This is a genomic window from Coprococcus sp. RTP21204st1_G4_RTP21204_210225 (assembly GCF_040915385.1).
GTDB classification, from domain to species: domain Bacteria; phylum Bacillota; class Clostridia; order Lachnospirales; family Lachnospiraceae; genus Allocoprococcus; species Allocoprococcus comes.
Genome location: NZ_JBCPDP010000022.1, coordinates 1 through 14,615, shown reverse-complemented (window position 1 = coordinate 14,615; position 14,615 = coordinate 1). Strand labels below are relative to the sequence as shown.

The 14,615-nt window shown below is 40.0% G+C and carries 16 protein-coding genes; 7 read left to right on the top strand and 9 right to left on the bottom strand.

Going from position 1 to position 14,615, the window contains the following annotated elements:
- Window positions 1-175: 175 nt before the first annotated feature.
- Both AB5213_RS14910 and AB5213_RS14905 read right to left on the bottom strand, forming a co-directional pair.
- Entirely contained in the window at window positions 176-883 is a 708-nt protein-coding gene (locus AB5213_RS14910) for a GTP pyrophosphokinase family protein (RefSeq protein WP_022220501.1), read from the bottom strand.
- A gap of 162 nt (window positions 884-1,045) precedes the next feature.
- Window positions 1,046-1,882: a glucosaminidase domain-containing protein gene (locus tag AB5213_RS14905; protein ID WP_055249355.1), complete on the bottom strand. Its 837-nt coding sequence runs from the start codon at window positions 1,880-1,882 to the stop codon at window positions 1,046-1,048.
- A gap of 230 nt (window positions 1,883-2,112) precedes the next feature.
- Between AB5213_RS14905 and AB5213_RS14900 the strand changes: the two genes are divergently transcribed.
- Window positions 2,113-2,376: a hypothetical protein gene (locus tag AB5213_RS14900; protein WP_055158192.1), complete on the top strand. Its 264-nt coding sequence runs from the start codon at window positions 2,113-2,115 to the stop codon at window positions 2,374-2,376.
- Between the two features lie 250 nt (window positions 2,377-2,626).
- On the opposite strand, the gene AB5213_RS14895 is transcribed toward AB5213_RS14900, so the two are convergent.
- Window positions 2,627-4,642: a beta-galactosidase gene (locus AB5213_RS14895; RefSeq protein ID WP_215634144.1), complete on the bottom strand. Its 2,016-nt coding sequence runs from the start codon at window positions 4,640-4,642 to the stop codon at window positions 2,627-2,629.
- Window positions 4,643-4,759: 117 nt separating this feature from the next.
- The gene (locus AB5213_RS14890) at window positions 4,760-5,632 is read right to left on the bottom strand and encodes a phosphoribosylaminoimidazolesuccinocarboxamide synthase (RefSeq protein WP_211134149.1); all 873 of its coding nucleotides are present in this window, start codon (window positions 5,630-5,632) and stop codon (window positions 4,760-4,762) included.
- A gap of 398 nt (window positions 5,633-6,030) precedes the next feature.
- Between AB5213_RS14890 and AB5213_RS14885 the strand changes: the two genes are divergently transcribed.
- Window positions 6,031-7,362 carry a threonine/serine exporter ThrE family protein gene (locus tag AB5213_RS14885; RefSeq protein WP_368276878.1) on the top strand — a complete coding sequence of 444 codons (1,332 nt, stop codon included), beginning with the start codon at window positions 6,031-6,033 and terminating at the stop codon, window positions 7,360-7,362.
- Between the two features lie 56 nt (window positions 7,363-7,418).
- Here AB5213_RS14885 and AB5213_RS14880 read toward each other — a convergent pair whose 3' ends face one another.
- Complete coding sequence (locus tag AB5213_RS14880) at window positions 7,419-8,171, bottom strand: DUF4866 domain-containing protein (protein WP_055158184.1); 753 nt, start codon at window positions 8,169-8,171, stop codon at window positions 7,419-7,421.
- Between the two features lie 251 nt (window positions 8,172-8,422).
- Here AB5213_RS14880 and citC point away from each other — a divergent pair, with 251 nt between their 5' ends.
- A complete protein-coding gene (citC, locus tag AB5213_RS14875; protein ID WP_055262075.1) occupies window positions 8,423-9,493 on the top strand; it encodes a [citrate (pro-3S)-lyase] ligase in 1,071 nt (356 codons plus the stop codon).
- An 11-nt stretch (window positions 9,494-9,504) separates the two neighbouring features.
- On the top strand, window positions 9,505-9,999 hold the full coding sequence (gene citX, locus AB5213_RS14870; RefSeq protein WP_173685928.1) for a citrate lyase holo-[acyl-carrier protein] synthase: 495 nt from the start codon (window positions 9,505-9,507) through the stop codon (window positions 9,997-9,999).
- Window positions 10,000-10,062: 63 nt separating this feature from the next.
- Here citX and AB5213_RS14865 read toward each other — a convergent pair whose 3' ends face one another.
- The 3 genes from AB5213_RS14865 to AB5213_RS14855 are packed head-to-tail and all read right to left on the bottom strand — an operon-like array spanning window position 10,063 to window position 11,327.
- Window positions 10,063-10,632 carry a GNAT family N-acetyltransferase gene (locus AB5213_RS14865; RefSeq protein WP_055262071.1) on the bottom strand — a complete coding sequence of 190 codons (570 nt, stop codon included), beginning with the start codon at window positions 10,630-10,632 and terminating at the stop codon, window positions 10,063-10,065.
- Window positions 10,633-10,648: 16 nt separating this feature from the next.
- A complete protein-coding gene (locus tag AB5213_RS14860; RefSeq protein WP_044998490.1) occupies window positions 10,649-11,038 on the bottom strand; it encodes an HI0074 family nucleotidyltransferase substrate-binding subunit in 390 nt (129 codons plus the stop codon).
- Window positions 11,025-11,327, bottom strand: coding sequence for a nucleotidyltransferase family protein (locus AB5213_RS14855; RefSeq protein WP_008368542.1), 303 nt, complete (start codon window positions 11,325-11,327; stop codon window positions 11,025-11,027). The genes AB5213_RS14860 and AB5213_RS14855 overlap by 14 nt, the downstream gene beginning before the upstream one ends.
- A gap of 235 nt (window positions 11,328-11,562) precedes the next feature.
- On the opposite strand from AB5213_RS14855, the gene AB5213_RS14850 reads away from it, so the two are divergent.
- Genes AB5213_RS14850 through AB5213_RS14840 form a run of 3 tightly spaced genes read left to right on the top strand, consistent with a single transcriptional unit; the run spans window position 11,563 to window position 13,430 of the window.
- A complete protein-coding gene (locus tag AB5213_RS14850) occupies window positions 11,563-11,934 on the top strand; it encodes a GntR family transcriptional regulator (RefSeq protein WP_008368544.1) in 372 nt (123 codons plus the stop codon).
- A gap of 3 nt (window positions 11,935-11,937) precedes the next feature.
- The gene (locus tag AB5213_RS14845) at window positions 11,938-12,795 is read left to right on the top strand and encodes an ABC transporter ATP-binding protein (protein WP_215634143.1); all 858 of its coding nucleotides are present in this window, start codon (window positions 11,938-11,940) and stop codon (window positions 12,793-12,795) included.
- Between the two features lie 2 nt (window positions 12,796-12,797).
- Window positions 12,798-13,430: an ABC-2 transporter permease gene (locus tag AB5213_RS14840; RefSeq protein WP_008368548.1), complete on the top strand. Its 633-nt coding sequence runs from the start codon at window positions 12,798-12,800 to the stop codon at window positions 13,428-13,430.
- A gap of 60 nt (window positions 13,431-13,490) precedes the next feature.
- Here AB5213_RS14840 and AB5213_RS14835 read toward each other — a convergent pair whose 3' ends face one another.
- Window positions 13,491-14,450, bottom strand: a complete 960-nt coding sequence (locus tag AB5213_RS14835) for a bifunctional oligoribonuclease/PAP phosphatase NrnA (RefSeq protein WP_055262065.1) — start codon at window positions 14,448-14,450, stop codon at window positions 13,491-13,493.
- Window positions 14,451-14,615: the final 165 nt, after the last annotated feature.

The following is a 14,615-nucleotide window of genomic DNA, read 5'->3' as shown; positions in this document are numbered from 1 at the left end:
TCTATCATATAAAATGGTTGTAAAATCTGAAATCCTGGCTGTGTAAAGTTTTTGTTAAATATGATTTTTTTCTGTTCGGTGTCAAAAAAGCAGGAGCAGTCAGTTAACGTTGAGTATACTCCTCAACAATCAATTGACTGCTCCTGCTTTCTTATAATTACTTTCTTGTGTTTCTTTATCGGATCATAGGATTCTCAATGATCTCCGCATCCACTTCTTCTGTTTTCTCCGGAACCGGCTTCTCACCGCCTTCTTTCAGACATTCCAGAATTGCTTCATTCAGTGACAGCATCTTGTCATCCAGTGCCGATACCATATCTGCACATTCCTTTAGTTCCCGGCTGATATACTCCGGTGCCTGCCCTTCAAACTTGTAATAAATCTTATGCTCCAGACTCGCCCAGAAATCCATCGCAATTGTCCTGATCTGGATCTCGACCTTCGTATCCACCACACTGTCCGACAGAAAGATTGGAACGGACACCAGCATGTGGTAGCTCTTGTATCCACTTTCCTTCGGATTCTTGATATAGTCTTTGATTGACAGAACCTTTAAGTCGCTCTGATTCCCTATCATCTCCGCAAGCCGGTAAATATCGGATGTAAACGAACAGATCAGACGGACTCCTGCGATATCATTGACATAGCGTACCATGTTCTCAATACTTGTCTCATATCCGTACCGCTTCAGCTTTTTCACAATACTTTCTGCGGATTTGATCCTGGTCTTGATATGCTCGATCGGATTATATCTGTGTACATGTTGAAATTCATCGTTCAGTATCTCCAGCTTCGTCCCTACTTCTTTCAATGCGGAATTGTAAAGAAACATGACGGTCTTCCAGCTGTCTACGTCATCGTAATACTTCATTGCTGACTGCATGTAATCTCCCCTTTTTATGTATACTTCCCTCCGGAATCTATCTCCCTTTTTCGTCCCGAAAGTAAAACCAGTATACCATTTTTTCTCTTTGAAATCTATACAGCCCGGGCAAGCTTCATAGTATTTTAATAAATTAGATAATCTCAATCTGACACATTTCTTTTATTTTCGCATTGCATGAATCATTTCTACAATGTCGTATCCATAACGTTCACCCGTTGCCCAGCCATACCCTTCCGGATTTTCTTTCTGCCCCAGCCACTCTACATACGGTGCGCTCCCCTTTGTCACGTAAGAGTAACGGTCATCTACACATTCCTTGACAAGTGCTTCGTCTGTCGCATAAGCTTTCAGATGCTGGATCTGTGCCCGGATCCCGGTTCTGACATCCGGGTAGGAATTCCCCGGTACGCCTCCTCCCGTCGTCCCGATCCCGGCAAAATTATACTGGGTGATCTGCATATCCCCACCATACTGCAGCCAGCCTGTCTCCTTCATCGCCTGTGCAAATGCAACCTCCGGACGGACGCCTTCTGCCGTGGCTTCTTCATAATACATCTGTGCAAATGTCTCAATATCCGGTGCACCTCCCTGCGTCAAAACTTCTGCCGGATAAGTGCTTCCATACGCTTTAAAATAATTTACCAATTGCCAGGCGCGGATACTGCTGATCCCCATCACCGGATACTGTCCCGGCTGGATGGATGCTTCTACCGCTTCAGCCTCGGCAATGCCTTTTGCTTCGGTGTCTGATAGCTGCTGCGCTTCTGTCATCTGGGCTTTAATTGTGCTGTCTGCCTTTGTTGATTCCGTGCTGTCTTTCCTGCTTTTCTCTGTGTTCTTCTGCTTTGCAGTTTTTTCTGATTCTTCTATATAGGTTCTGCCTTTTTCATCTGCGTTCCCGGCTTTGGACTTACCATATATCATACCAATCGATACAAATATCATACAGATTCCCAGTATAACCCGGATTATAGTTTCTCGTTTTATTCCAGACATTTTTCTGATTCCCTGTCTTTTTTCTCTATCCTATTCCATGTTATTGAGAATGATTCTCTTTCTTTCATAAACTTTAGTATCAATATAGCACATCATATCAGAGAATCATAGAATAAAATCTGTCTCCTTTACTTTCTCCCCTAAATCCGCTATACTGAAAATCACTTGATACAAAAACATTCTTCGCCTGACCGGCATTTTTCATAATTTTTTTAAAGGAGGATTTTACCATGTTCCGCTTATGGGGAAAAGAATTTAAAGACAATCATATGATCAAAGATACCACCATCTGTGATGACAGTGACGATACAAGAACCCACAAGATTTTCAATGCTCTGGATGAGATCTGCTATGAATTTGATCTCAGCAAACCGATCTGGCTGGATGTGAATATCAACGAATTCAAGCGGCATTCCAAAGCGAGATTCTATCAGGACAGTTTCGTGGATTCGATTGATTTTGATTTTCTGGAAATCCAGGTGATTGAAGAATAGAAGAAGATTCTTCCCTGCATTTTCAGCTCTCTTTGCCACCTTGATCGCAGCCCAGAGCGCTGCTCCTGATGAAATTCCAACCGAAATTCCTCCTGTCTTTGCAGAAAGTCTTGCCGTCTCATAGGCATCCTCATCCGTCACAGTAATAATTTCATTAAATAATTCCCGCCTAACCCAAAGAAGCAGGAATCTCTGACAGCCTTACACCTGTCTGAAATTCCTGCTTCCTTTTATTTTCAATCTTAAATTTTTATTCCACTACAATCTTCACACCAAACTTCGGAAGTTTTTCTCCTTTTCCTACTGCATTCCCACTCAGCAGATCTGTTTTGCCTGCAAATTCTTCCGGAATTTCCAGCTCTTCATCCCTGAAGTTCATCACAAAATAGAAGCTCTTTCCTTCTCTGTTACGTTTCACGATCTCCAGACCGTTTCCAGCTCCTGCAACCGGTTCTGCTCCTGCATCCTCTACTGCCATGGAAAGAATCTTCGCAATTCCATCTTCTTCCATACAGGTTCCGATGTAATACAGTTTTCCTTTTCCATAACTATGTCTGGTCACTGCCGGCATGCCTGCGTAGAAATCTTCCGTATATTCGCCAAGAGACTCCGCTCCCTCCAGATGCATCAGATCACATACGATCTTACATTTGCTCCGGCTTCCGTCTTTGAACGTCACAATGTTATGCTGTTCCGGTGCAAGGGCATCGATTTCTTCCACCCAGACACCAGCCATCTCTTTTAACGGTCCCGGATATCCGCCAAGGTATACATTATCTGACTCTCCAACAATACCACTCATATAGGTTGTCACAAGAATACCGCCATTTTTCACATACTCTTCCAGTGCTTCTTTCATTCCCGGTTTTACCATATAAAGAACCGGTGCAACCACCATCTTATATTTTGAGAAATCCGCATCCACCGGAATCATACTGGTGCCAATATTTTTTTCATAGAAATAACAGTAATAGCGGTGGATCTGGTCCACATATTTGAGACTGATCGACGGGCCGCTTGTGTATTCCAAAGCCCAGTAATTATCCCAGTCAAAGATCACTCCAACTTCTGCTTCATTTACAGATCCCGGGATCAGGTCACTTAATCTTTCCAGTTCTTCACCAAGCTGCTTCACCTCGCGGAAGACTCTTGTATTTTCCGTTCCTGCATGTGCAATGACAGCACCGTGGAACTTCTCACATCCGCCTACACTTCGGCGCAACTGAAAGAACTGGATTGTATCCGCACCGTGCGCCATGGTCTGATAGCTCTGCGCGCGCATCTGACCCGGACGTTTAAGTGAGTTATATGGCTGCCAGTTCTGTTGGCTCGGTGTCTGTTCCATCAGCATAAACGGCTGATCTTTGAGTCCACGCATCAAATCATGCTTCATTGCGACCAGACTCCATGGTGTATTATAAGAAGGATAATTATCCCAGGAGATCACATCCATTTCCTTTGCCCATTTGAAATAATCAAGTCCTTTAAAGGTTCCCATCATATTTGTAGTGATCGGTGTCTCTTTGTCAAATTTACGGATTGCTTCTTTTTCCATCTTGAAGTTATTCAGCATTCCGTCTGAATTAAAGCGACAATAATCAATCGATAGTCCGGCAAAAGCTGTCATATGCGGTTCTGCCGCATCTTCAATCCCGTCACCAAGAGCATCTGGAAGTACTACTTCATCCCAGTCATAAATCGTATGTCCCCAGAATTCGGTATTCCATGCTTTGTTAAGTTCATCCAGTGTCTGATATTTTTCACGCAGCCAGACTCGGAAAGCTTTCTCACAATTTTCGCAGTAGCATTCTCCACCATACTCGTTGCTGATATGCCAGCAGGTTACATGTGGATTGTTCCCGTAACGCTCGGCAAGCTTTCCGGCCAGACGGGATGCAAATTTCTGAAACACAAGGGAATTCGGGCAAGCATTATGACGCTGTCCGAATTTGTGATGTCTTCCCTCATAATCAGTCCTTGCGACCTCCGGATAACGCTTTACCATCCATGCCGGCAGCGCTGCTGTTGATGTAGCAAGCACGATATCGTAATTCTCCTGGCTGAGCATAGCAATCACTTCATCCAGCTCTGTAAAATTGTAAGTATCTTCCGATGGCTGGATCTTTGCCCATGAAAATACATTAATCGTTGCACTATTGATACGGGCATCTTTGAAAATGCGCATATCTTCTTTCCAGACCTCTTTTCCCCACTGGTTCGGGTTATAATCTCCGCCGTATAAAATCCTCTTAAATGGTCGTTTCATAAGATTCTTCCTTTCTCATTGATATTTTCCTATTATTATAATAGCAGTTAATAAAAGGACCGGCAATTAAAAGCCGATCCTTTTGTATTTTTATTCTTATGATATGAAATGCAATAATTATGCAAGTTTTTCTCCAGTAAGCATCTCATATGCCTGCAGATATTTTTCAATTGTTTTGTCCACGATTTCCTGTGGAAGTGTCCAGTTGTTATCTGGATTAGCTGTAAGCCAGTCACGTGCAAACTGTTTGTCAAAAGACGGCTGTCCGTGTCCCGGTTCATATCCGTCCGCCGGCCAGAATCTTGAACTGTCCGGTGTCAGCATCTCATCACCGATCACCATATTGCCTTCTTCATCAAGACCAAATTCAAATTTGGTATCTGCAATGATAATTCCTTTGCTGAGTGCATATTCTGCACATTTTTTGTAAAGAGCAATGGTGTTATCACGAAGCTTTTCAGCTAATTCTTTTCCTCTTCCCGGAAAATATTTTTCCAGGTGATCTACACTCTGTTCATAAGAGATATTTTCATCATGATCACCGATCTCAGCTTTTGTAGATGGTGTATAAATCGGTTCTGGCAGTTTGTCAGATTCTTTTAATCCTTCCGGAAGTTTAATTCCACATACTGTGCCATTTTCCTGATAGCTCTTCCAGCCGCTTCCTGTGATATAACCACGAACGATACATTCGATCGGAAGCATGTTGAGCTTTTTACACATCATGGATTTCCCTTCATATTTCTCCTGCTGGAAGAATTCCGGCATATCCTTTGTATCTACAGAAATCATATGGTTCGGAAGAATATCTTCTGTCATATCGAACCAGAATTTTGACATCTGTGTCAGAACAGTACCTTTCTTAGTTACTTCATTATTCAGAATCACGTCAAAGCAGCTGATACGGTCTGTTGCAACCATGATCAGGCTGTCGCCATTGTCATAAATCTCACGTACTTTACCTTCTTTGATCGGTTTTAATTCCTGCATGTTCTTACACCTCATTGATTCATTTTCTTAATAAATAAACGGAGTTTTCTTAACTCTCAATAACCGTAACACCTAACATAATGAGTGTCAAGAAAAACAGGCTTTCTTGCTTATTAGCATTTTTTATTAGCATTTATTACTTTAAAAACTGCCGGTGTTTTCTACATACTTTTTCTTATACACATTAGACAAAAAATGGTTTTTCATTTTATGCACATTGCCTCGGTCATGTTTTTAAATCCACATTGGCATATTCTTATCCTTTTTCAGGATTTCTCAACTCTTCTATTGACTTTTGCATTTCGATGATTATACTTTATTATGATAAATCAATACCAATAATACATATTTAATATATTGTTCATATATTATTGGTATAGCAAAAGGAAGTGAAATTTATGCAGCAAGGCATAATAGAAAAAAATCATATGGACATTCTATGGCATGATTATGCACTGAATAAAGAAGATACCATTCCTATCACCAAGGCCGGGCTAATTGAAAAAGCCTCCGTTGTCGGTAGATGTGGCATGATGCTTCTTTCCTGTGGAACCGGAGCATGGCGTGTTCGAAGCTCTATGAATACCCTTTCCAGAGAACTGGGAATCAGCTGTACCGCCGACATCGGCCTGATGTCCATTGAATACACCTGTTTTGACGGTGAAAACTGTTTTTCACAGTCGCTGTGTCTGACCAATACCGGTGTTAATACTTCGAAATTGAACCGACTGGAAAACTTCATCAACGATTTCCCAACAAAGGAAAAATATCTTTCCGGTGAACAGATTCATTCTTATCTGGATGAGATTGAACGGATCCATGGCCTTTACTCTCCAGTTGCACTCGGATTTGCCGCAGCATTTGCCTGTGGGGCATTTACCTTTCTCCTTGGTGGCGGACCGGTAGAAATGCTTCTTGCTTTTTTCGGTGCCGGTATCGGCAACTTTGTAAGATGTAAACTGACTAAGCATCATTTCACATTATTCTTAGGCATTACTGCCTCTGTTGCTGCTGCCTGCCTTATCTATGCTGCACTTTTAAAAACAACTGAACTGTTGTTCGGCATTTCTCTTGCTCATGAAGCCGGATATATATGCTCTATGCTTTTCATCATTCCCGGTTTTCCATTTATCACCAGCGGAATCGACCTTGCAAAACTGGATATGCGATCCGGCCTGGAACGACTTGCTTACGCAATGATCATCATTCTTGTCGCAACCTTGACCGCCTGGATCATGGCACTTATCCTTCATTTAAAGCCAAGTGATTTCCCACCTCTTTCTCTCACACTCTGGCAACATATACTATTCCGGCTTCTCGCCAGCTTCTGCGGGGTGTTCGGCTTTTCTGTTATGTTCAACAGTCCTAAAGAACTCTCTGCCACAGCCGGTATCATTGGAGCAATTGCCAATACACTCCGTCTTGAACTGGTAGACTTGGTCTCCCTGCCTCCTGCAGCCGCAGCTTTTATCGGTGCCCTGACTGCCGGAATTCTGGCTTCTGTATTAAAAAGCAAAATCGGTTACCCGAGAATTTCTCTGACTGTACCTTCTATTGTCATCATGGTACCGGGACTTTATCTTTACCGGGCAATCTATAATCTTGGAGTGATGTCTCTGCAAACCTCTGCATCCTGGTTTGCAGCTGCAATACTTATCATTCTTGCCTTGCCTCTTGGACTTATCTTTGCAAGAATTCTGACGGACAAAACATTCCGTTATTGCACGTAAAAAAGAATTTTAAATAAAAAGATGCATCTGATCTTTTTTCAACCAGATGCATCTTTTTATTTACCATATACAATTTGATCCGCTTTTTCTATATGCCTTTCCAGTCTGTCAGAAAAGTGTTCCAGCGGAAGGAAAACCCCCATTTCATCAAATCTTTTTCCTTCTTCCTGCAAGAAATCCTGTCCGTAATATACCACAGAATTTGGCAGTTCCTTTTGAAGTTCCATCATAATATCCCACACAGCTGCATAAGCTTCAGCCTCCGTCTTTTTTTCTTTTACGGTATCCGGAAGTTCATAGATCAGAAGTACTCCGTCATGCTCTCCCATCTTATATTCCTGTGTTTCCATTGTTTCTGAATCATAACAATGCCTTTTCTTATATCCATGTGCCAGATACATTTTTACTTTATCACGCTTCTGATAAACTTTTCGAAATTTTTCATATTCTTTTTCCTTTACATGAATCGGAAGATTTTCCAGAAGCTTTCCCTCTTCATCTGTCAAAAAAATAGGATTTGTCTGTCCATCCGCATTAAATTTAAACGGTATCAGAAAAGCATTTCTTAAAAGATCGAACATACTGTTTTGGCACACAGCCATGAGAAATGCAGTCAGATCTTTATTTTCATATGCATCGAATAATGCAGCGGTGAACTGCTTTGCGGGAAGATTTTCTGTCACAAACTCATCTCCGGAATCAATGGCATCATAAAAAGTTCTTTTCAGTCGCCTGCATGCCTCCGGGTTTGCAAGAATCTTGTCAAATAACATCTCGGCTTTTTCTTCTCTTGGGAAAATGGTTGCCATATCTATCCTTCCTTTACTATAAATCATACGATTATTTTTTATCCAACTATATTATAGGGTTATCCTGGTTATTAGTAAATTACATAATTCATATTGTGATCATATCAATATGACATAAATCCAATTTGTATTTTTTTAAGAATAATGCCTGATTTCTTTCTTGAATCCTTGCTCCTCTTTACATTTTCTATACACATGTTAAAATAATTTCATCAAATATTTTGAGCTACTGTGCAGAAAGGAATTTATCTATGTCAGATTATTATATTTCTCAAATCTATCCTTCTGACAAGCGAGCCAACGATGAAGTGGACGCGCTCCTTATCTCAGAAGGGATCCGCAGAGATGCTAACCTGGATTACACCTGCGGCATGTATGACGATGAGATGCACATTATCGCAACAGGAAGCTGTTTTGGCAACACCTTACGATGTTTTGCCGTAAGCCATGAACATCAGGGAGAAGGACTGATGAATTCCATCGTCTCTCATCTGATTGAATTTCAGTTTTCAAGAGGGAATACACACCTTTTTCTTTACACCAAATGTAATTCTGCCAAGTTCTTCGGTGATCTTGGATTCTATGAAATTGCCCGGATCGATGGACAGATTGTCTTCATGGAAAACCGAAAAACCGGATTTCAGAATTATCTGCGTACTTTTGCAAAAGATGCACTTCCAGAAGGATTGACTGCTGAGACTCCCACCAGAAAGATTGCTGCTCTCGTCATGAACGCCAACCCGTTTACCCTCGGACACCAGTATCTTATAGAAAAAGCGGCTGCTGAAAATGATCTGCTTCATCTCTTCATTGTCAGTGAAGATGCCAGCCTGGTTCCATTCAAGATCAGAAAACAACTCGTCATGAAAGGAACAGCACACTTGAAAAACATCTGTTATCACGACAGTGGTCCATATATTATCAGCAATACTACTTTTCCAAGCTATTTCCAGAAAGATGAGAATGCAGTGATTGAAAGCCACGCCATGCTGGACCTGACGGTATTTACGCAGATTGCAAAGGTGCTCGGTATCACTCGCCGTTACGTAGGGGAAGAGCCTACTAGCCTGGTTACCGGAATCTATAACCGGATCATGTCTGAAAAATTACCGGAACAGGGCATCGAATGTATCGTTGTCCCAAGAAAGACCTGTGAGGATACACCGATCAGCGCTTCCAATGTACGTCTTGCCCTGCAAAATGGTGACTATGATACCCTTTCGAAGCTGGTACCGCAAACCACACTGGATTATTTCAAAAGTCCGGAAGCAATTCCTGTAATCGAACGGATCAGACAACAAGAAAATGTTATTCATTATTAGGAGGATCTGCTATGAAAGGACAGGAAGTAGTATTAACCGACATGCTCGCCTGCCGCGAGCGCCGCGTTAATATACAAAATGAATATATTCAAAGATATCATTGCCCAGTGATTTCATTCTGCATGAATATTCCGGGACCTATAAAGACGAATGAACAGATCAAAAAAGCATTCCTTTCCGGAAAGGAAGCACTTTTTGCTGTATTACAAAAAGAGAACATTCCGATTCTTACCCAAACTGAGTTTGATGAGAAGACTGGAAATGAAATTATTCTTACAGTCGACTATCCGGCAGATAAAATTAAAGAACTAACAACAGAACTCGAAGAAAACCATCCCTTCGGACGTCTTTTTGATATGGATGTGATTGGAACAGACGGAGAAAAACTCTCCCGCGGCGTCTACCGCAAATGTTTGATCTGCGGCTGTCAGGCACAGGAATGTGCCCGGTCACGAAAGCATACCGTCGCTGAAATGCAGGCGAAGATCGAAGAGATGCTCTCATAACAATATTGAGAAACGGGAGAATGCATTTTCAAACAGCATTCTCCCGTTTTTTAATTTCCATCACTATATTTCTGAAAATCTCTTTACCTGCTCCGGTTTCTCCGGATGTTCTCCTATCATCTTCTCCATCCAGACCATATGGTACCAACGCCCAAATTTATAACCACACTTCCGGAATTCTCCGATCAAACGGTATCCCAGATGTTCATGGAACTGCTTGCTGTTCTTTGTCAGATATTCATCGTCTTCTTCCGGATATCCAATGCATGCATATAGATTGATGATATTCTGTGCTTTCAGTGCAGTTTCAAGTGCCTGATAAAGCAGTTTTCCAACACCACTGTGACTGCAGCCCTTCTTTACATAAATCGTAGTTTCTGCCGACCAGTCATATGCAGCCCGCCCATAAAAAGCTCCTGCATATGCATAACCGATAATCTCGCTGTCTCTTACTGCCACCAGATACGGATATTTCTCCAGTGTGTGACGAATCCGTCCCGTAAACTCTTCCAGTGTCGGAACATCATATTCAAATGTAATTGCTGTGTCCGTTATATAGGGTGCATAGATATTTAAAATTTCTGCTGCGTCCGCTTCGGTTGCCGGGCGGATCTTGATTTCATTTGTATCCATTTTATGCTCCTGACTACTATATCCAATTCCTGTCAATTTCTTCTTTTAATTCACAGAACATTTTATAAAACTTCTGTTTTGCCTGCGTAATAATCCCCATTGCAATCTTTCGGTTATAAGAATGTGTTACATTATTTCTTTCTTGTAATGCAGATAACCATAGTTCTTCATCCTTTATCATACCTGCTTTATATGCTGTTCTGAGAATCATTTTCGGAGAACTTGTTGCTCCTTCTGCAAATCCATGTATCTCCAATATTTCTTTCATCATCTTCCATGACTGCTCAAATGTAATTTCATATAATCCAACCAAACCAGTTAGAACGACATTATCATACGGTTCTTCGTAATTATAAATATCCTTCATATTTTCCAATGACACACAAAAATTTTCATACTTTTTCAAAAAGAATTTTCCCCTCTCTCCGTATCGATTCTCGTAAGGCGTCTTGCATATCTCTATCCAGGTCCACAATGTCAAATTCCAGCAACGTGGATGTCTCTTCATCAACATCTAATGCAAAACGATCAAAATCACCACCACTTGCCGCAATATCAATATCGCTCGTCCTCTTGAAGTCTCCCCTCGCTCTGGATCCAAAAAGAATCACACAATGTATATCATGTTTTTTTGCAAATGAAATAATTTCGTCTATAACTTCCGTTTTTATTCCTGTATTCGCAAAAGTCTGCATTTTTCCTTCCTCCCACTACCTTAACTTTAATCAGAGAAATCATTATATTTATTCTCCTACTCTTCATACATTGATTTCTCCAGATATTATTCGACTGGTAATTCCGTTTAATCTATGAAAGTTATCATACCATGAATCAAATTTCTATACAAGCAGGATTGTTTCTCTTGACACACCTTTGCCAACTGTATATACTGTATATATACAGTTATAACATTTTAAGCGAGGTGAAAACGTGAATATATTCATAGATAACAAAAGTGGTGCACCCATCTATGAACAGATTTTTACACAACTCAAATCGCAAATTATAAGTGGAACATTACCATCTGACGAAGCTCTTCCTTCCATTCGAAGCCTTGCCAAAGATCTACGAATCAGTGTCGTAACAACCAAGCGGGCTTACGATGAACTGGAAAAAGAAGGTTTTATTTACACGATTGCAGCAAAGGGCTGTTTCGTTGCTCCACTTAATACGGATCTTTTGCGTGAAACAAATCTGAAAAAAATTGAAGACTACATGGAAAAAATAGTACATCTTGCAGCTTCCTGTAATCTAAGCGAACAGGAACTTACTGAGATGCTTCATTTCATGATGGAGGAATAGCTTATGGCCACATTTGAAACAAATGCTTTAGAAATAAACGATTTGAATAAGAACTATCCTGGATTTTCCCTGAATCATCTAAATCTCACTCTTCCCAGTGGATGTATCTTAGGACTCATCGGTGAAAATGGTGCCGGAAAAACTACCACCATTAAACTAATTCTGGATATCATAAAAAAAGACAGCGGTTCGATTCGAATTTTGGGAAGAGACTGCACTTCTGCTACTACTATCTTGAAAGAAGAAATTGGCGTTGTATTAGATGAAGTTGGTTTTCAGGAATGCCTGACTCCTTTACAGATTGGACGCATTATGAAGGATATTTTCCACAACTGGGATCCTTCTCTATACGACCAATATCTCCAAAAATTTAACCTTCCAAATAAAAAAGAATTTGGTAAGTTTTCAAAAGGAATGAAGATGAAACTGGGAATTGCAGTTGCTCTCTCTCATCATCCTAAACTTCTGATCCTTGATGAAGCAACAAGCGGTCTTGATCCTGTAATGCGCGATGAAATCCTTGATATTTTCAATGATTTTACCAGAGATGAATCTCATGCAATTTTAATTTCTTCCCATATTGTAAGTGATCTGGAGAAAATTTGTGATTATGTTGCCTTTCTTCATAAAGGTAACCTTGTTCTTTTCGAAGAAAAAGACCGGCTTCTGGAAAAATACGGTATCATTCAATGTACAAAGGAACAGCTTCAGGAACTCGATCAATCTGCGGTCATCGGAGTCAAATACTCTTCTTACAATGTAGAAGCAGTAGTTCTTCGAGATCAGATTCCGGAAGGATTTAAGGTACATCCGATCAGTATAGAAGATTTGTTTATTTTTATGATAAAGGGGGTTCACTGAATATGAAAGGATTACTTCGTAAAGATCTTTATCTGATGATAAAATATTGTCGTTTATTTTTTATTCTGATTATTGTATTTTCCTTTGCCGGAGCATGGAATAACAATCTGTTTTTTGCATTATATCCTATTACAATTTCCAGCATTATCCCGGTAAACCTGCTTTCTTACGATGAAAAATCAAATTGGAGTCTCTATGCCTGTACCTTTCCCTGTAGCCGAAAAGAAATTGTATCCTCCAAATATATTTTAACAGTATGTACCCTTACACTTTCTGCCATCATTGTTGAAATTGTGCAAATAATCAACATGATTATAAGACACAACTTTTATATTTCCGGTCTTCTTACTATTTTTACAATTATCTTTATAGCCGGATTACTGCCACCTGCCTTTATGTTTCCGTTTACCTTCAAACTAGGTGCTGAGAAAGGTCGGTTTGCTTATTATATTGGATTTATTTTATTTTTCGCATTGCTTGGTTGGTTGCAATCTTTCATAAAAAATTTGCCTCTCGGACTTGCACATTTCCCTTTCCGAAGTTACTATATTTTGATTCTTTTTTTCATAGGTTTATTACTGTATATGATTTCCTGGATTCTATCCATAAAATTCTATCAGAACAGGGAATTCTAACATCATTATAGAAAGAAACAGCGGTTTACTTCCTTTTTTGTAAACCACTGTTTCTTTTTTTTATTTCATGATTTTTTCCATTCTCTCTTTGATAATGTCTGCAATTTCCCATCCTGCATAACTTTCGCAGATACAATCTCTTGAAATCACACCGCCGGCTTTATCTATATGGCCACCACCGCTTCCGATTCCATCGCAGAGCTTTTCTGCCACTTCATTTGCAAGATACTCCCGATCCGCACTTCTTATTGAAACCTGATATCCACTGTCAATATCCGTATATGCAATGCTAACTTTGGCAACATCAACCTTTATTGCCATATCACCAATGATTCCAAGCACTGATTGCTCACAATGCATTGCACTGATCAAAAGATATTGCTTCTCTTTATCAAAATATGCATGGTACAAAGCTTCTCCTGCAATCATGAGGTCCTCCAGACTCATGGATGATTTTTTTAACCGTTCCAGTTCCGGATAATCTTTGCTTAACTCATCGCGCATCGCAATGTCATGCTTCTTGTACAAATCTACATAGGAAGAAGTATCTGTATACAATCCATATAAAAATGCAATACTTAACTTTTCATTCGCCTTTACATCATATCCTTCTTCTTTCAAAAGTTCCCAGACAATTGTAGAACAGCTTTGATAAGAATAGTCAATAAAAGCATTTTCTGTTTTTTTCATGGAAGGCATATGATGATCGATCATTGCTATATTATCCGCTTCAAAACGATATACATTTCCTCTTCCATATTGCCCATCAACCAGTAGTAGAAGATCTGTCTTGGGTAACTCTTTTACATATTCTACCGGAATCTCACAGATATCAATCATGTACAAAAGATCTTTTTTTTGGATTTCATAATCTCCACTGTAAATAATTGACACATTGATATCCTGTAGTTTTAAATATGTATACACCCCATATGCCGCAGCCAGTGCATCTGCATCTGGACTGTTATGACATTGAATACATATATTTTTGTACTTTAATAGCTGATTTAAAAAACCCATTTGCTCATGCCTCTTAAATTACTCTCATTCTTTCAGCATATTACCACATTTTTCCTTAAAGGTAAATAATTTCCTATATAATATATGTAATAAAAAAACTGCAAACCCTTACGGTCTACAGCTCCCTTACTTTCTACATGTACCTTCAAAACCACATACAAATTT

What these genes read in the sequence shown, in the direction of transcription:
- AB5213_RS14890 (WP_211134149.1), bottom strand. Translation starts at nt 5,632, where the DNA reads ATGCAGGAATTAAAACCGATCAAAGAAGGTAAAGTACGTGAGATTTAT.
- AB5213_RS14845 (WP_215634143.1), top strand. Translation starts at nt 11,938, where the DNA reads ATGGCCACATTTGAAACAAATGCTTTAGAAATAAACGATTTGAATAAG.
- AB5213_RS14880 (WP_055158184.1), bottom strand. Translation starts at nt 8,171, where the DNA reads ATGGCAACCATTTTCCCAAGAGAAGAAAAAGCCGAGATGTTATTTGAC.
- AB5213_RS14900 (WP_055158192.1), top strand. Translation starts at nt 2,113, where the DNA reads ATGTTCCGCTTATGGGGAAAAGAATTTAAAGACAATCATATGATCAAA.
- AB5213_RS14885 (WP_368276878.1), top strand. Translation starts at nt 6,031, where the DNA reads ATGCAGCAAGGCATAATAGAAAAAAATCATATGGACATTCTATGGCAT.
- citC (WP_055262075.1), top strand. Translation starts at nt 8,423, where the DNA reads ATGTCAGATTATTATATTTCTCAAATCTATCCTTCTGACAAGCGAGCC.
- AB5213_RS14840 (WP_008368548.1), top strand. Translation starts at nt 12,798, where the DNA reads ATGAAAGGATTACTTCGTAAAGATCTTTATCTGATGATAAAATATTGT.
- AB5213_RS14865 (WP_055262071.1), bottom strand. Translation starts at nt 10,632, where the DNA reads ATGGATACAAATGAAATCAAGATCCGCCCGGCAACCGAAGCGGACGCA.
- AB5213_RS14835 (WP_055262065.1), bottom strand. Translation starts at nt 14,450, where the DNA reads ATGGGTTTTTTAAATCAGCTATTAAAGTACAAAAATATATGTATTCAA.
- AB5213_RS14905 (WP_055249355.1), bottom strand. Translation starts at nt 1,882, where the DNA reads ATGTCTGGAATAAAACGAGAAACTATAATCCGGGTTATACTGGGAATC.
- citX (WP_173685928.1), top strand. Translation starts at nt 9,505, where the DNA reads ATGAAAGGACAGGAAGTAGTATTAACCGACATGCTCGCCTGCCGCGAG.
- AB5213_RS14910 (WP_022220501.1), bottom strand. Translation starts at nt 883, where the DNA reads ATGCAGTCAGCAATGAAGTATTACGATGACGTAGACAGCTGGAAGACC.
- AB5213_RS14895 (WP_215634144.1), bottom strand. Translation starts at nt 4,642, where the DNA reads ATGAAACGACCATTTAAGAGGATTTTATACGGCGGAGATTATAACCCG.
- AB5213_RS14855 (WP_008368542.1), bottom strand. Translation starts at nt 11,327, where the DNA reads ATGCAGACTTTTGCGAATACAGGAATAAAAACGGAAGTTATAGACGAA.